This window comes from Streptomyces sp. NBC_01451 (assembly GCF_036227485.1).
GTDB lineage: Bacteria > Actinomycetota > Actinomycetes > Streptomycetales > Streptomycetaceae > Streptomyces.
The window spans coordinates 10,250,409-10,266,650 of sequence record NZ_CP109479.1; the positions used below are offsets into that span (position 1 = coordinate 10,250,409).

General features: G+C 67.0%; 14 protein-coding genes. 6 read left to right on the forward strand and 8 right to left on the reverse strand.

The features are described from left to right. Positions 1–61 precede the first annotated feature (61 nt). Positions 62–1,540 (reverse strand): tetratricopeptide repeat protein, encoded by a 1,479-nt coding sequence (locus OG595_RS45170; protein WP_329266525.1) that lies wholly within the window; start codon positions 1,538–1,540, stop codon positions 62–64. A gap of 400 nt (positions 1,541–1,940) precedes the next feature. Between OG595_RS45170 and OG595_RS45175 the strand changes: the two genes are divergently transcribed. Continuing rightward, positions 1,941–3,218, forward strand: a complete 1,278-nt coding sequence (locus OG595_RS45175) for an IS701 family transposase (RefSeq protein ID WP_329266523.1) — start codon at positions 1,941–1,943, stop codon at positions 3,216–3,218. 85 nt (positions 3,219–3,303) lie between these two features. Here the strand turns inward: OG595_RS45175 and OG595_RS45180 are convergent, their stop codons facing one another. Next, positions 3,304–4,671 (reverse strand): hypothetical protein, encoded by a 1,368-nt coding sequence (locus OG595_RS45180; protein ID WP_329266521.1) that lies wholly within the window; start codon positions 4,669–4,671, stop codon positions 3,304–3,306. Positions 4,672–4,906: 235 nt separating this feature from the next. On the opposite strand from OG595_RS45180, the gene OG595_RS45185 reads away from it, so the two are divergent. Continuing rightward, entirely contained in the window at positions 4,907–5,293 is a 387-nt protein-coding gene (locus tag OG595_RS45185; protein WP_329266519.1) for a hypothetical protein, read from the forward strand. A gap of 62 nt (positions 5,294–5,355) precedes the next feature. Here the strand turns inward: OG595_RS45185 and OG595_RS45190 are convergent, their stop codons facing one another. Then, on the reverse strand, positions 5,356–5,589 hold the full coding sequence (locus tag OG595_RS45190) for a hypothetical protein (RefSeq protein WP_329266517.1): 234 nt from the start codon (positions 5,587–5,589) through the stop codon (positions 5,356–5,358). Between the two features lie 86 nt (positions 5,590–5,675). Continuing rightward, positions 5,676–6,899 (reverse strand): hypothetical protein, encoded by a 1,224-nt coding sequence (locus OG595_RS45195; RefSeq protein WP_329266515.1) that lies wholly within the window; start codon positions 6,897–6,899, stop codon positions 5,676–5,678. A 196-nt stretch (positions 6,900–7,095) separates the two neighbouring features. Here OG595_RS45195 and OG595_RS45200 point away from each other — a divergent pair, with 196 nt between their 5' ends. Together OG595_RS45200 and OG595_RS45205 are read left to right on the forward strand one after the other, a co-directional pair. After that, positions 7,096–7,713 (forward strand): hypothetical protein, encoded by a 618-nt coding sequence (locus OG595_RS45200; RefSeq protein WP_329266513.1) that lies wholly within the window; start codon positions 7,096–7,098, stop codon positions 7,711–7,713. An 82-nt stretch (positions 7,714–7,795) separates the two neighbouring features. After that, positions 7,796–8,830, forward strand: coding sequence for a YaaC family protein (locus OG595_RS45205; RefSeq protein ID WP_329266511.1), 1,035 nt, complete (start codon positions 7,796–7,798; stop codon positions 8,828–8,830). A gap of 270 nt (positions 8,831–9,100) precedes the next feature. Here OG595_RS45205 and OG595_RS45210 read toward each other — a convergent pair whose 3' ends face one another. Further along, complete coding sequence (locus OG595_RS45210) at positions 9,101–9,649, reverse strand: hypothetical protein (protein ID WP_329266509.1); 549 nt, start codon at positions 9,647–9,649, stop codon at positions 9,101–9,103. A gap of 236 nt (positions 9,650–9,885) precedes the next feature. Further along, positions 9,886–10,062 (reverse strand): hypothetical protein, encoded by a 177-nt coding sequence (locus OG595_RS45215; RefSeq protein WP_329266507.1) that lies wholly within the window; start codon positions 10,060–10,062, stop codon positions 9,886–9,888. A 407-nt stretch (positions 10,063–10,469) separates the two neighbouring features. Here OG595_RS45215 and OG595_RS45220 point away from each other — a divergent pair, with 407 nt between their 5' ends. After that, the gene (locus OG595_RS45220) at positions 10,470–10,970 is read left to right on the forward strand and encodes a hypothetical protein (protein WP_329266506.1); all 501 of its coding nucleotides are present in this window, start codon (positions 10,470–10,472) and stop codon (positions 10,968–10,970) included. Further along, complete coding sequence (locus tag OG595_RS45225) at positions 10,904–11,710, forward strand: DUF402 domain-containing protein (RefSeq protein WP_329266504.1); 807 nt, start codon at positions 10,904–10,906, stop codon at positions 11,708–11,710. The genes OG595_RS45220 and OG595_RS45225 overlap by 67 nt, the downstream gene beginning before the upstream one ends. A gap of 101 nt (positions 11,711–11,811) precedes the next feature. Here OG595_RS45225 and OG595_RS45230 read toward each other — a convergent pair whose 3' ends face one another. Together OG595_RS45230 and OG595_RS45235 are read right to left on the reverse strand one after the other, a co-directional pair. Beyond that, positions 11,812–12,138 carry a hypothetical protein gene (locus OG595_RS45230; protein ID WP_329266502.1) on the reverse strand — a complete coding sequence of 109 codons (327 nt, stop codon included), beginning with the start codon at positions 12,136–12,138 and terminating at the stop codon, positions 11,812–11,814. A gap of 372 nt (positions 12,139–12,510) precedes the next feature. Further along, positions 12,511–15,009 (reverse strand): DEAD/DEAH box helicase, encoded by a 2,499-nt coding sequence (locus OG595_RS45235; protein WP_329282540.1) that lies wholly within the window; start codon positions 15,007–15,009, stop codon positions 12,511–12,513. Positions 15,010–16,242: the final 1,233 nt, after the last annotated feature.

Sequence of the window (16,242 nt, forward strand, 5' to 3'; positions counted from 1 at the left end):
GAGTTGCCGCTCGTGTCTCATGCCAAGCCCATGTAGCGGGCGGAGTTGTGCATCTCCTGTGTCACCACCGTTGTAGCTCCTGGCGGCATGAAGCCGCCTGCTGGACCATCCCGATCTGCTCGTACAGCGCGGCTGCCTCTGCGAGGGTGTGGCGCGCGGTCCTCGTATCGCCGCGCTGGCGGGCGGCGTCCGCCAGGAGATGCAGGGCGGTGGCTTCTCCGCGCCGGTTGCCGAGAGTGCGGTGGAGAGCGAGGGCCTGGTTGGCGAGTTCCTCGACGAGGCTGGGGACGCCGCGCTGGCGGGCGGCGTCCGCCAGGATTCCAAGGGTGTTGGCTTCTTCACGCCGGTTGCCGAGGACGCGGTGGAGAGCGAGGGCCTGGTTGGCGAGTTCCTCGACCAGGTCGGGGTCGGTGCGCTGGAGGGCGGCGCTCGCCAGGACCCCAAGGGTGTTGGCTTCTCCGCGCCGGTTGCCGAGAGTGCGGTAGAGGGTGAGGGCCTGGTTGGCGAGTTCCTCGACCCTGTTGAGGTCGGTGCGCTGGAGGGCGGCGTCTGCGAGGAGCCCCAGGACGTTGGCTTCTCCGCGCCGGTTGCCGAGCGTGCGGTAGAGGGTGAGGGCCTGGTTGGCGAGTTCCTCGACCCGGTCTGGGTCGTTGCGCAGATAAGCGGCGCTTGCCAGGGTCTCCTGGGTGTCGGCTTCTCTGCGCCGGTTGCCGAGCGTGCGGTAGAGGGTGAGGGCCTGGTTGGCGAGTTCCTCGACCTGGTCGAGGTCGCCGCGTTCGCCAGCGACATCCGCCATCAACCCCAGGGCGGCGGCTTCCCCATGCAGGTCGCCAATAGCACGGTAGACGGTGAGGGCGGCTACTGGATCACGGGCAGCGATGGCCTGTGCGTGCAACTGAGAGTCGTTGAGCTGAGTGGCGAGACTCTCCGCAGCGGTACGTTGCCTGGCGGCGAGTTCGCGCTGGTGGGCTGATTCGGTGCGCTGTGTGAGAGACATGCTGGTCGTCGGCGCGGCGGGTGTCGCAGCAACAGTGACCTGTGGAATGGGCGACTGACGTTTGATGCCCGGTAGTGCCCACATTGAGCGGCGGTCGGCGAGGTCGGCATCGGTCAGAAGAAGTCGGACCAGACAACTCTGGTCGGGGCAGCGGCGGGCTGCGGTGAGGCCTTGGCGAATGTGTTGGCGGGCCTGCTCTAAATCCCAGGAGTTGTAAGCGATGAGGGCTAGGACGTTGTGAGCGAGGGCTGTGTGATGGTCGCTGGTCTTCGACTGCTCCAGGACGTGGAGAGCATAGGCGGCAGCCTCGTCGTGGTCGTCCAGAGCGTAAGCGGTACGGGTACGCAGGAGGAGCATGTCGCCAGGCAGGGCGCCGGGCAGCAAGTACGCGGACAGCGCCTCCGCGACTGCGGCTGCGAGCGTGCCAGTGCCCACCTCGCCGAGGGCCTCGTTCGTGATGGGGCCGAGCTGGGCAGCGGGAGATGCCGCGGGGAGTGCTGCGATGAGTGTGCGGGCCCGGGGTGCGTCGCCGGTTGCCAGCACCGCTTCAGCGAGAGCCGCCCGGAGCGCATAGCTGTCGCCTCTGGCGGTTGTTCCACACTGAGTTCCCTCCAACGCGTCTGACCCGTGCGTGTGCGGTGTGGTTGCGGTGGTCCAGTGGGTGACGGAGTCCTGGTAGCGGGGCCGCTTCCAGGCGGCGTGGCCGGCGAGGCGAGCCGCTGTGTGGACCGCCTCACTGTAGCCGTCAAGGGACCCATAGAGGGCGAGAGCCTGTTCGGCGTGGTGTTGCGCGGAGAGATATTGGGCGCGATGGAAGTCCAGCAGGCTGGTGGCGAGGTGAGCGTCCGCGAAGACCGCGGACAGCGTGTCCGAGGGGTCAGGGACGGCTAGTAGGACTCCGTTAGGTCTTTCTGTCGGTGGTGTTCAGCGGCATGGTGGGTGTGTGGACGCACATGAAGTGAACCGTGCTCGGGCGAAGTTGGCGTTGTTCGTGGCTGATGTGTTCTCTTCGGTGCCGCGGAAGGACCAGCGGGCCAAGGGTGACTGTTATCTGCGGGGACTGATGGTGGACGGCCGCCGCAAGTCCATCCAGGCCATGGCTGCGCGGCTGCCGGACGGCAACGAGCAGAACCTGCAGCAGTTCGTGAACCAGTCGACCTGGGATCCGGTGCCGGTGCGGCGGCGGATCGCGCAGCGGATAGTGCCGCTGATCGGCCCGGATGCCTGGGCCATCGACGACGTGTCGTTTCCCAAGGACGGGAAGATGTCGGTCGCCGTGGCCCATCAGTACTGCGGGGCCCTGGGCAAACAGGCGAACTGTCAGGTGGCGGTCAGCGTGCACGCGGTCACCGATACCGCCTCCGTCCCGCTTCAGTGGCGGCTGTTCCTGCCGAAGGAGTGGGACAGCGATACCGAACGCCGGCGTCGCTGCCAGGTGCCCGATGAGGTCGGGCACCGGGAGAAGTGGCGCCTGGCCCTGGACACCCTCGATGAGCTGGCCGGGTGGGGTCTGGTGCCGCCGGTGGTGGTGGCCGACGCCGGCTACGGGCAGAACGCCGACTTCCGCGACGGCCTGGACAGCCGGGGCATCGGATATGTCGTGGCAGTCCGTTCGGATGTCACCGTCCACTGCTGCGACGCCGAGCCGGTCACGCCGCCGTGGTCGGGCAACGGCCGCAAGCCGCAGCCCCGCTACCGGGACAAGCCGTCCTCCGTGTCCGTTCTGGCCGCTGGTCACGGGCGCGAGGCGTTCACCGAGGTGACCTGGCGGGAAGGCTCCCGCGGACCGATGCGCTCACGCTTCCTGGCACTGCGGGTGCGGCCGGCCGGAGTCAGGGCCCGCCGTCTGGCCCAGGCCGCCGCGAGCGCGCAGGAGGGCTCGTGGGACGGTGTCCTGCCCGAGGTCACGCTGCTGGCCGAATGGCCCGAAGGCGCCGAAGCACCCACCGACTACTGGCTGTCGAACCTGCCCGCCGGCACCCCGGTGGCCGAACTGGTCCGCCTCGCCAAGATCCGCTGGCGCATCGAGCACGACTACCGGGAACTCAAGCACGGCCTCGGCCTGGACCACTTCGAAGGACGTTCCTGGGCAGGGTGGCACCACCACGTCACCCTGGTCACCGCCGCCCACGCCTTCCTCACCGAACAGCGCCTGGCCCCAAAAGCCGATACAGCGGACTCACCCTCTACCAGATCCTCGACACCATCCAGGACCTGCTGAACTGCTGGACCGGCACCTGCACCACCTGCCACCGCCCCCTGCCCAGAACCTCCGCCACCAGCCCAAACCCAAGAGCCAGAGCAACCTAACGGAGTCCTACTAGGGCGGCGTCGGCCAGCTCCTGGATCCGCAGAGTGTCCAGTGGTTGGGTGCCCAGTGCGCGGGTCAGGTGGGCGGTCCACACGGCACTGTGCCGGTTATCGCCGGTGGCGAAGCGGTGGTGGGCAGCGCGCAAGGACCACCGGTCGTTTGTGGCGAGGGCTTCGTGGTACTCGGCGGCCGCGCGGTGCAGGGCCGGAAGGATGCGTTCGGGCAGCGGTTGCCGTGCGTCGTGATCGCGCGCGGCCTCCAGGAGCCAGCCGCGCAGAACGGTGTGCACCCGCCACTGACCGGCACCTGCGTCCAGGGAACGGATGTAGGAGCTGTGCTCTAGGCGGGCGAAGGCCTCCCTGTTCGCCGCACCGTTCGAGTCGCCGTCGCGTGCCACGGCCAGCAGGGCGTCAGGGGTGAATACTTCCAGGACGGCGGCGGCGTGCAGCAGGTGCAAGGTGCCGTCGCTGATCCGCTCCAGTACGTGGCTGCGCAGCCATGCCCTGCGAGCCGGACCTGCCCGCTCGGCCAGGCCGGCGACCAGCTCTCCGAACGAAGACGCCGGGTCGTGGCCGTCGGTGAGCTGTCCGGTGAGGATGTCCATGAGCCAGCTGATCTCGACGGGAAGCCCTCCCGCAGCACCAGTCACCGCCACTGCGGCCTGGGCATCGACGGACAGGCCACGGCGGGCGAGGTACCTGCCGGTGTCCTCGGGCGCCCACGGCTCCAGCTCCACCCGGACGATCCGGCCGCAGTCACGGTTGTCGGCTGCGACCGACGCGGGGGCGGTGGTGCCAGCAAGCACCACACGAAGTCCCGGCATCTGGTCCAGCAACTCCTCAAGGACGGTGACGAACCAACTGGCGACACCGTAGGGGCGCCCGGGGCGGGGTTGCTCGGCGGTGACGTCGTCGAAGTAGGCCAGCAGCTCGCTGGTGTCGACCAGCAGCACCAGCTGGCGCCGCCGCACAGCGCGGGCCACCTCCGCCAACTGGCCGGTCCACTGCCCGCGCCGCTCGCCCTGCGTGAGGGCACCGGCGGACACCTGCACAGGGGAGTGGCTGATACTGCCACCGAACCCGGCCCATTGCCGCACATTGACCCGCCACGGCCGCACGCCACCGATCGCCGCCGCCTTCCGCCGCAGCCAGCGCCTGCGCCACCACGGCGCCACCTCGGCCAACCGGCCACCGACCAGGCGCAGCAGCTCTAGCGCGGCCTCCTCCCCGCCCTCGGCCCGTACCACCATCCCCGACACCAGCACTTCGGCGTCGACCACCGCGCACGCCCAGCGGTCCGGCGGCCGCGCAACCAGGCGAGCCAGCACGGTGGACTTGCCCATCCCCGATACACCCGTCAGCATCAGGATCCGTCCTGTACCGCCTTCGGCCACCAGGGCGTCAACAGCCCTCAGCGCTGCCTCACGGTCGGTGAATAGCTCCCCGACATCCCCCATGCTCACCCCGACCGCGCATCTCTCCACCCGAACAGCTCCTACGCCGCTAATCTGACATAAAGCCAGACGCTGCAGAGGGTGAACCGTCAGGAGAGCGACCTTCTGACAGCTCGACGGCGACGGCACGAGGCGGAAGGCCACCATGGCGACAACGATGCAGAAGACCGTGGCAGTCGGAGGCGCCCTCACCACGATCGCGACCGGCGTGGTCACCAACCAGATCACTGATCAGTGGAGTTGGACCTGGGCCGCAGCCCTGGCCGTTCTCGCCGCAGCCGGAGCCTGGCTGGCGCTCCTGGCACTCGCCAGCGGCCCGCCCACCAGCCGGTCCCGGCACCGCATCCGTGCCGACCACAACGGCCGCATCGAGGCATCTGGAGCTACCGGCCGCGACGGAGCCGTTATCGAACAGACCGCGACCCGGGGCGGAACCATCACCGGGTCCCCCGTCTCCGCCCGCAGCGCCGACGTCGAACAGACCACCGACGATGACGGCCAAATCATCGATTCCCCCAGCGACATCCAGTAGCCACCCTCAGGCAGCCGCTCCGGAGCCCAGCGAGACATCCCGACCTGAGACACAGCATCAGGTCACATAACGCCGTCCAGCGCGGTCGCGTCCGGCAGCTGCACGGCCCCGGCTACGACCTCCGGACACGCCGGACTCATCTCGGTGCCGCGCCTGGAGCGCAGCACCGCCCGGCCCGCATCCACGGAGACCAACGCCCGGAACCCATCCCACTTCTGCTCGCCCGCCCAGCCCGGCAACAGATCAGGCTTGGGTACGGGAGTGCTCAGCATCGGCTCCGGCGGTGTCCACGTCACACCGGATCCCTTCCACCAAGAACCCCGATGCTGTCCTGCCCGCGACGACCTGCCCTCGTTCGTTGTCGGCTTCACCGCTTGGCGTCCTACTGATCGAGCAGGAAGTCGACGGTGCAGTTGACGTGCTTGGCGAGGTCGCTGCTGGTGTATCGGGAGCTCGGGTTCAGCTCAGGGAAACCGGACTCCTTGCTCAGCTTGTACTGAACACGGCGGTGGTGGGCGCCGATCCCCTGGAAGATCCAGGGCACCATCTTGACCATGCGAACGTCGGTCTCCCCGGCCGTAACGAACCAGCCGCCGGGGATGGGGAAGAAGCGGTCGAATGCCTCAAGCGCCGTCGGGATCTCATCGGCCGGGATGCCGGAGTACCTCGACATCCACTCGAACTCCTGCTCTTCCCGATCATCGAGGTAGAACCCGCCCCACCCCCAGAGCAACTGCTGCCAGAAGGTCGCGTAGCGACAGAAGTTCGGTTGTTCACCCAGCCAGGCCATGCCGCTGTGGAACGTCGCTGGCAGAGTGTGATAGGTCAGCCCTTGGAAGATGAAAACATTTCGGTCCTCCGACATTCTGAACTCCGGCGCGCCGTCCGGATGCGCAAGCGCGTAGTCGACGGCCGACTTCAAGATCGACAGCCGGGCGCGGTGCTCAAGGTACGCGCAGGCCTGTAGTTCAGGGCGCTTCCCCTCAAGCATGCTCTTGTAGCTCACGCTGCTGGCAGTTTCCGACTGCGGGTCGAACGTCCCTCCATCGAGTTCATCGGCGTAGCCGCGGGTCAGCTTCGGGTGCTCGCCGTACGCCTCGTACAACATCGCCAGGGACTCTTCCGGGGCCCGCGCGAAGAAGGTGCCGTTGTTGATCTGCCGGTGGTAGGTCTTTGCCGACCGGGCCCCCTCGCCACCCGCCTTGGCCTTCCTATGGATGAACTTGACGAACTTGCGCTCGACGCCGTAGGAGTGACGCCACAGATCGATAAGTTCTGGCTCTGTGAACGTTCCGAAGCCCTTCTCGGTGAAGTGCTCCGGAGCGGTGTTGAAGTCCTCGAAGCAGACGACGTCCAGCCCCAACGGCGCCATTCGACGTGGCGCGGTCGCTCGATCGTCCCACCGGGTGATGAAGAAGGCGCTACGAGGAATCTTCAGGTACCGCATCCAGCCGACGACCTTGAAGAGTTCGGTGTAGCCCCAGCCCCAGCCCCCGCCCTTGACCTCGACCAGCCGTCGCGCGGCCTCTTCATGCGCGTAGTCCGTGGTGACGATGTCGAGCTCCAGGAGGTCCGCGGGATCAGACTCCACGATCTGCTTCTCCACGTAGTGACCCGAAGCCTGGAACAGCGCGGCGACGTAGTCCTCAAGCTCATCGCCAGCCCCCGGGATGTCCGGCAGCTCAACAGAACGTCCGCCCGGGTCCGCGACAAGTTCGGGCCCGGTGTGATCGGACCGGCTGCCGCCTTTCTACGCGTCTGCTGACCGAGTTGCCAACATAGTTGCGCTCTAGGATCGGCCTATGCCCATGACCGCGCTCGATGCCGCCAACGACGTACTCGCTCGAGCCCGGGGCCTGCTCGCTCTCGACGCGCCAAACCTGGCAGATCTGGTCCGTGAGGACATTCGGCGGACGTCGCTCGCCCTCGGTGTCGCTGCCTTGGACACCTACATGCACTGGGCGATCCGCAGTGTGTCCTTCGCCCATCCCCTCCCCAAGGAACTTAGGAAGGTCCCCGTCACGTTCGGCAAGATGCTCGCCATGGCAGACGGCTCCGTGGCGGCCCGCAAGAACGGCATCGCGAACCGGCCGCAGGTGCAGGCCCGCAACGCACTGAACGAGCAGTTGCTGACCATGACCTTCCAGGGGTCCGGCCAGATCGAGAAGGGTCTGAAGCTGCTGGACAAGAAGGACGTCTGGCGGAATCTGGCCGCCGCTATGCAGCCCGCTGCCAAGCCGGCGGACCTCAAGGCACGCCTTGATGAGATTTCCTTTCGTCGCAACATGATCGTTCATGAGGGAGACCTGACGAGGCTCGAGAGGCCTCAGCGCATCAAGCGTGAGGCAATCAAGGGGCCTGCGGTGCAGGCCGATCTCGATTGGCTCCAGTCCTTCATCAGTGCGCTGGCTACCCTCTGATCCTGCCGACTGTGCTGGACCTCGTGTGATCCCCACAAATTCACCCGCGCGGTCAACCCGGAAGCCAGTAGCGTCCGTGGCCATGTACAGCGATTTCGACGCCGATGAGGCGTGGGAGCGGCTGCGGGCCAGCCGCTCCAATCCGCCGGCCCGAGCCAATACCGGCTCCCGCCGCAAGACGTACTCGGCAGCCCTGGAACAGGCTCAGCAGCTGTTCCGTGCCGCCGCCGTCGTGGGACCGGCCACGAGCCCGATCCTGACCTTCTACGGCCTCAGCCAGGCTGGCCGCGCCATCACGGCCGCCGCCTGGTCTCTTAAGGGCGAGGACTGGCGCCTCAACACCCACGGGATTACGAGCAAGACGTTCCACGAGCCGTTCCCCGACATCGAGATCCGCACCGATCTTCCCGGCACCCAGGGCAGCTTCGTGAAGGTCAGCAAGGTCCTCGACTCACCGGTGTGGGAGATGGACCCGCTGCGCCTGGAGGACGTCTGGGACCTGCTGCCCCCGAACCTCAACTACCCGCTCACCAGCAGGGACCGGCTCACCCCGCTGCACACAAGCGAGGCCAGCGTCGACGAAGGCGACCACTCCTTGCTCAGCGTGTTCGTGTGCAACATTCCCGACCGGATCGTCAAGGCCGGCACCCGTGAGGCGCTGGCCGACTTTCTGACTGCGTACCCGGCTGTCGCCCAGCACGAGAGCTACTCGAATGTGGGAGCGGCGGCGCTTCCGAACTACGTCCGTTACGACCACGGTGGAGGCCAGCTGTCGATGAACTGGCTGATACCAGAGGGCGTGGGCACGGGGTTCGACGGGATGGCGACCATGGCCGAGCGGCAGGCCCACCTGAGGGCCTTGGCCCGCGGCTACGCCGGGGGCCGGTATTTCCTGCCGGTCCTGGGCTCGATGAAGCGGGATCTACACCCGCTGATGGCCTGGTGGGCCGTGCTGTACACGCTGTCCATGCTTGCCCGCTACGAGCCCGCGGCCTGGGGCAAGCACATCAACGTCGATGCCAGCCCGCACACGGTCCCGATCGAGCGGCTCTTGGAACGGGCGATCAACCACCTGCCCGTCCTGATCGCGGACGCCATCACCGAGGTGAGCACCTGATCCAAGGGCTTCCCCAGGTTCCCGTACGGGCGACCGGATCGTGTACACGGGACAACGGGCGGCCCCGGTTTCACATGCGGGTCGTTGGCCCCGCACCACGGGTACGGCAGCGCGGGCCGACACGCTGTGCCCCCGATACCGCAGTGCCCGACGTCCCCGAACTCCTCCGTGGGGACACGGCGGACGCCTGCCGGCTGCACGTGTACAACTTGCCCGGATCAGCGGAACGCTGCTCGCTCAATGGGCTTCCCTGAAGGCCGTCGGCTCCGGTCAGGACACATCGGGGACGTACAGGCCGGCTGCTGCCCCGATACGGAGATAGTCCATCGTCGGTTGCAGCGCGGCCGGCTTCCACCCGGTGGCCTCCTGGATGAAGCCGCCTTTGTCCGCCACAGTGGCATTCCACCTGCGGTCCAGGACCGGCAGCCGCGCCCAGTTCAGCCGCTCCCCGGTGTCGGCGGCGGTGGGGTGCGTGTAGTGGGTGAGGAAGTCCTCGGACAGCACGCTGGCCGTGTGTGGGGCCGCTTCGAACACCCCGGTCACCGTGGGCAGGGTGACGGACCAGTAGATCGGCACCTCACCCAGCCGGTATCGATCCGGATCCTCCGGGTGGTAGGTGACGGCGTACCGGTCCACCCACGTACGCCACAACTCCGTGGCGGTGGCCTCATCGGGCAGGTAGTCGTCCGACATGCTGCTGCCGTCCACCTCGGGGTAGAGGACCAGTTCCTCAGTCCAGGTGTGGCCGCTCTGGTGGCTGGACCAGGTCCACTTCCTGCCGGGCGGGTAGGACTGCACGGTCTGCTTGGTGCGGGGCATGGCGGCAGTCTGCCGGGCCGAGCGACGGACCGGTGCGGGTTCTGCGGCATTACCGCCCGGACAGATGAAAGCCCGGCCACCGAAAGGGGTTTTGACAGCCGGGCCGTAGCGGGCCGGAGCTGGCCGCCGGGCAGCCGGTCTACGCGGTCCCTGCTCTGGGAGGCTGAGGGCCACCATTCGGGGGCCGACGACCGCACAGGCTGCCGCCGGCCATGCTCGGGTCTGTCCGGCCGTTGTCAGCGCGACTGGATCCAGAGGCCGCCGTACGCGACGACGGCGCCGCCGACCGCGGTGGCGGCGCCTCGGAGCAGGTGCAGCCCTGCCTCGTTCCGCAGCCGCCGGGCTCGCCGGATCCACCGGGGTGGGAGGGGTTCCGGGTCCGGGCTGTTGCCCTTACTCTCGGGCTTGGACATGGGCTTCTCCTTCATTGGGGATGTTCGGTCTTCTGCAGACGGCTCCCTGTGCCCCAGGGGGCCGTCGCCGTTTCCGGCGACGACTGTGCCGTTGTCCACTCCTTGAGATTTTTGAGGTCTCGTGGGGTGGACGAGAGCAACAAAACCACCTCCGAACATGCTCTGACCAGCGGAAACAGCTAGTTGTCGAAACAAGTCCACCCGAGTTGAAACGACATCAAAGCGAGTTACTGCAAGTCCTCATGACCCCAACACGGGGCATCACATGCCTATATGGGGTGTCATGCCTAGCCAGTACGGGTTTTTACAGGTCGAAGGAGGCCTGGACGTGCCAGAGTTGGCGGATGCCTCAGATGATGCGCATGCCCGGTCCTGACGAACTGCCTCCCGGAACCAGGCGAGCATTCGTGGCAGAGCTGTTCTTCCACTACACCGAAGCCGGCCGTCCTACACTCGCCCGCGTCGCGGCGACCACCCGGTCCATGACCGATGCCTTTCCCGTCAGCCGGGAGACGATCCGTCGGCTTCTGCGCGGAGAGTCGATCGCCAGGTGGGAGCGGGTCGACGCGGTCCTGCGCGCCCTGTGCGAGATGGGCAATCAGGATCCGGACCGCAGGCGATGGCAGGAGCCCGGCGACTGGAACGATGACGGCGATCCGACCACCTGTCGGCAGCACTTGCGTCAGCTCCTCTACGACGACATCGACGAGGTCCAGCCCGAGCTACCTCCCACCCCGTCAGCGGTTCCGCCGTCGCGGTCGTCTGGAGGGTGGGGCGGTACTCCGCCTGCAACGACCGGAGGGTGGGGCGGCACTCCCTCGCAGGCGAATCCGGATGACCCGTGGGCCACCACCCCGCCTTCATCCGCCCCGTCGACGGGCGGGTACGCCGACGAGCCACCCTTCTGATGGTGGCGACCACGCTGGAGCTGCTGTGCGAGGGGCCCCGGCCGGGACGGAGGAGGAACCGGGTGCGCGGCTTCGAGACGGGGCAGACGGTCGTACGGCGCGACGTGTACCGCAGTGGGCGGGTGTGGAGCGAGCAGGCGCTGCGTGTCGTCTCCGACACGGGTGAGGCTCTGGTGACCGCTTGTGTGCCGGGAGCGGAGGCCCGCTGGCCCGCCCTGTATGCCAAGGCCCGTTCCGACGGGGACCGTTCGGTGAGTACGGAGGCGTTCGAGGCGATAGCGGCGGGGGAGTGGGAACTCGAGGACAGGCGGTGGCAGGAAACCGAGCTGCTGCTGTGGAAGCCGCCGACCGCATGGTTCAGCATCAACGCCTTCTACACACTCGCCGGGATGCGGAACTGGTATGTGAACTTCGAACACCCCACCTGTCGCAGGACGGACGGGTTCGACACCTTCGACCTGACCGTGGACCTGGTCGTCGACCCCGACCTGAGCCTGTGGCAGTGGAAGGACGAAGACGAGTACGCGCACGTGCGACGGCTCGGCATCATCACCGACCCCGAGCACCAGGCCGTGGACGACGCCCGCACCCAGGTCCTCGCGATGATCGAGGAGCGCTCCGGTCCCTTCGCGGACGTCGGCACCTGGGGCGACTGGCGCTGGGATCCCACCTGGCCCGCGCCGCGCCTACCTCAACCTGCTCCGAGGCCCGGAGAGAGGGGCGTACCGACAGGGCATTAAACCACTGCACTCGTAGGGGACCGAGGGGTGCGGGGGGTGCGGGGTGCCCGAGCGGGGGCGGCCAGCGGGTCCTGTCCCGCCCGGCCACGGCGGTCAATCAGTCATGGCGGGTTGTCGAGGACGGTGAGTGGAGTTGGGGCAGGCCCGTCCGGGCCGGCCGGTGAAGTCGTGCAGGAGTTCTGGGCGACGACCTGGGTGAGATCGCGGGTCAGCTCGGCACGGTTCCGCACCGGGAGACTGCTCGTCGTCTCCAGAAGCTTGTCCGCGAAGTCGAACTGGCGCCGCGTTCGGTACCGGTGAGCCAGATAGTCGAGGACGGACGGGACCATGTTGGCGCAGACACACAGGACCACAATCGGCCAGGGCATGCCGACGGCGGTGGTGCCCAGGCCGGAGCCGACAGCAGCTATGGGCGTAGGGATCTTCACGCGGTTCTCCGCGATGTGAGAGCGGGCTGGGTGGCGGACACCTGTGGTGGCATCGTCCGCGTGGGGAAGCCGCGCGGACGGCCCGCCCTCACCAGGTGGCGTACCTGTGTGAGGTGTAGAACCAGCGTCGCACAGATATCCCTTGGCATTGCCCCGGCACCCTTTCGACCACGGTGCGAACTGAGCGGCCGTCTCGTGCCGTCGTGCGTAACGGACTTCACCCCCTGGTGCCGGAACGGAGCACGGACAGCAGCGGCCGGAGAGAAAGTTGCGGGCATGCCAGAGGCCCGAACACTTGGCCCGGGCCCCGAAGAGGCAGTTGGTGCCCTACACCAGAGTTATGGGGGAATCGGCGGGTCTTGTGACGCGGCGCTACGTCCAGCGCATGCTGATCGAGGACAACTGTTCGATCCGCTCCTGCGAGAGCGTCGCCGCGCGGGAGCGCTGGTTGCTGATCCAGGCTCCAAGGCGGAACTGCAGTTCCCATCCCTCTTCGGAGAGCACTGTCTCCATGTGCTTGCGGGGGACGATCAGATGGCCTTCACGCTCGTAGTACTGGGTGGCGGCGGCCAGGTTGGCGGTCCACTTGTCGGCCTGGGTACGGCGCGCCTTGGGCTTCTCGTCCTCGGTCGCGGGCTCGATCCCGAGGACCTGCTCACACATCCACTGCTGCACGGCGGTGAGCTTGTCCCAGCCCAGGCGCTGGGCGCGCACCCACCGCCCGAGGTCCTCACCCTGGCGCAGGACGTCACCCGGCTCGGTCGGCAGTACGCCGCCTTCGTCCAGGTGTAGGCGGGTGAGGTGGAAGGCGCGTTGCCATTCCACGGGCCAGGCCGGGCACCACGAGGCGTCGATCTCCTCCAGCTGCTCGCGCCGGTCCTCCGACAGTGCGCCGGCAACTGAACCGACAGGCAGCCCTTCGGCACGCCGCCGTTCGATCTCGGCAGCCTTCCGGGTAGCAGCCCGGGCGTTCTTGAGCCAGATGCCTACCTTCGCGCCCTGGTGGGTGGCGTCCAGCGGGGCCAGGAGGTGCCCGTTCTCGGCAGCCCACCCACGGGCGGCGGACAGACCTTCCTCCCAGGCGACGTCGAAGTGCGACCACACCATGCCCAGCTTCTCCAGCTGCTGGACGCGGTCGGTGTCCATGTCCCCACGGGCGTAGAAACGCCGGGCGTCTGCGATCCACTGCCCCAGGGGGAAGTTGGCCAGCGAGGCCGGCCATCCCGTCGCCACTGCCTCGGGCCCCTTCGGCACCCGGTACGTGAACGGCACCTTCAGATCGCCGGCCTCGCCCGCGTACAGCACGGCGGCCTCGATGCCGCGCCGCCAGTGCTCGTGCTCGGGGTTGAGGACCCGCAGGTTGATGAACGCGGCCAGCGCGGCCGGGTCACGCGGCGTGGAGAACTTCAACAGCGCCTTCGCCGGAGCTGACGGACCACCGGACCCGTTCTCGCCGCCCTGCCTGGCCTTGGCGTCCTTCTGGACGGGCTTGTAGCGGCTCGGGGCCTGCTGCTCAGCGAGCTGCTCCACGATCCGGGCGTCGTGCGCCCGCAGCGCCTCCAGCAGCTTCGCCAGCCCGCCGAACGCCCGGCTCGTGAGCATGTTGTCCGCCGTCTCCCCAGGACCCAGGAGCACCGGCACGACCAAGCTGGCCATCTTGCCCTCGCCCGGCTGCATCCGCAGCGCCCGGCCCACGGCCTGGACCAGATCGGGCATCGAGCCGCGCACGTCGGCGAAGTACACGGAGTCACAGTTCCGGGTGTCGACGCCCTCGCCCAGCACCTTCACCGAGCTGAGGAACGCCTTCTCCGCCACCGTGCCGTCGGTGGCGATGAGGTCGGCGAACTCCCCGAGCACCCGCCGACGGTGCAGCGGCTTGTGATCGCCGCACAGCCAGTCCGCCCACACCGTCGACGGGTACAACTCCGGATCGTCGTCATGCAGCTGCGCCGCCACGTCCGGGACCCCGGTGGAGAAGGCTTCGGCCTCCTTCACGACGTGATGGAACGTGAGCGTGCGCTTGAAGGCCTCTTCCGCTGACGCCTTCACCAACGCCGTCTGCAGAGCAGCGAGACGCGCACCGCGCATCTCGTCAGAACGGCCCTCGGCACCCAGCAGCATGGCGGCCTGGAACTGCGTGTCGGTGATGTCCACACACACCACCTGGTACGGCGCACAGATCCCCCGGTCGATCGCCTCCGACAGCGTCAGGCTGAAACACCGGCTGCCGAAGGGGGAGTTGGGGTCGTCTTCCATGCTCGCCACCAGTTCGCCGGGCGCGCTGTCCTGGTCCTCGTCCCCGAGCTGCCACACCCGGGGCGTGGCCGTCATGTACAGCCGGCGCAGGGACGGGATCTTCTGGTTGTCGTGCACGACCGCCCACGGCTTCCCGATCCGGCCCGAACACCGGTGCGCCTCGTCCACGACGATCAGATCCCAGGCCGAAAGGCCGGCGGCGTGCGCCCGCTCCAGCGTGCCCAGACCGAGCGAGGCGTACGTGGCGTACACGGTGACCTTGTCCAGGCCCCTCGTCCACTCCACCAGCTCGTCCACGTCCGTGGTGTTGGGGAAGGACACCTCCTCACCCCGCAGGGACGAGACCCCGATCATCGGGCCCCTGCGGCCTCCCTCACGCCACGCGGCCTCGGTTTGGGCGAGCAGATCCAGCGAGGGCACGATCACCAGAACACGGCCCGCGTGGAGCTCTTCCGCGCTGTGGGTGGCTACCAGCGTTTTGCCGGACCCAGTGGCCATGAGTACCTGCGTACGAAGACCCTGCTCGGGCACCAGTGAGCGAGCAGGTAGGTCGAGCGCACGCAGCACGGCGCCCACGGCCTCTCGCTGGTGGGGGCGGAGTTCCTTCACTGTCATCTTCATCCGATCTTTCGCCTGAGCGTTGCACTTGTTGAGCGGAGAACTTGTCCTGGCTGCCAGTGAGAGGGTGGCAACTTCGCGAAACTCCCCGGTTTCAAGAGCGGCGATACTTCCTCTTCCGGCTCATTTCGACAAAGATCTTAAATTTTTTTGCTAGCATTCTAGAATGACAACTCCACTCATTGCCGGGCTCGCGTTAGTCGTTGCAACGCTGGCGCTTGGCTGGCAAATAGTTTCTTGGCTTCAATCAGGGCCTCGAATCCAAGTACAGCTTGAAGAGATTCGGCACGGATCTGGGAGTTGGTCAGACCCCGCTTTCCAAGGCGCCTACGCAATCACTGTTGCTAATCGAGGACGGCAAGCGGTCGACATTCAGGAGGTCAGACTGCGCTACCGAAAGAAGTGGCGAGAGGAGTTTTATCACTACTTGGATATTGAGTGGGGAGCCAGCATAGATTCGGCGCGGTCTGCCTCCCTTCCCGCATCTTTGAACCCGGGCGGATCAATAATCGTTTATGCTGCTCACGACGAGGTTAGATCACAAATGAAACAACGGAATGTTGAATTCTATCATCTCATTCCGCAGACCCGAATAGGACTCCGTTGGGTAGAGGGTGAGCTTAATGGGGCTCGCAATGCTACACGCAGTGAAATCGAATCGAGCTAGATCGAGTAGCAACGAGGAGGGGCTGGTGCCGGAGGTCGGTTCCGCCCTCCGACCCGGGGGGCGTTTGGCTCCTGATACCTCCGCGCGCCCAATTTAGAATTCCGCATCTGAGCTTCCTTTGGAAAGCGGCAGTCGGAATGTGAGTTGCTATTCCTCGCGAAATTTGTTCTCCCTGCTGAGTCCAGAGTCTATCTAGTACTTTAAAGTGAAGCACTTTAGCCAACTGGCCATCACTCGAACGAATCACCGCCCTTGGATCCCGCTACCGGCCCGACACTCCGTCACCTCACCTCCCTTACTGTTGCCGCTTTTCCCTACGGTTCCCCGTGGGGCGTGGACTGTTGGGGCTGGAGCGCAGCGGAGGCCCCGGATCGGGCCCGCGCGAGGCGCCGGCCGCATCGCGGTCGCGGCTCGTGGAGCGCAGCGGAACGAGCCCAACTCGCCTGCGGAGCAGGCAAGTTGATGGAGCCTCACGCAGTGAGGGTCTTGGCGCTCACGCGGAGCGGGGGCGTAACAATCGTGCGCAGCACGGTTGTTCGCTTGCATAGCGCGAAGCGCTATGG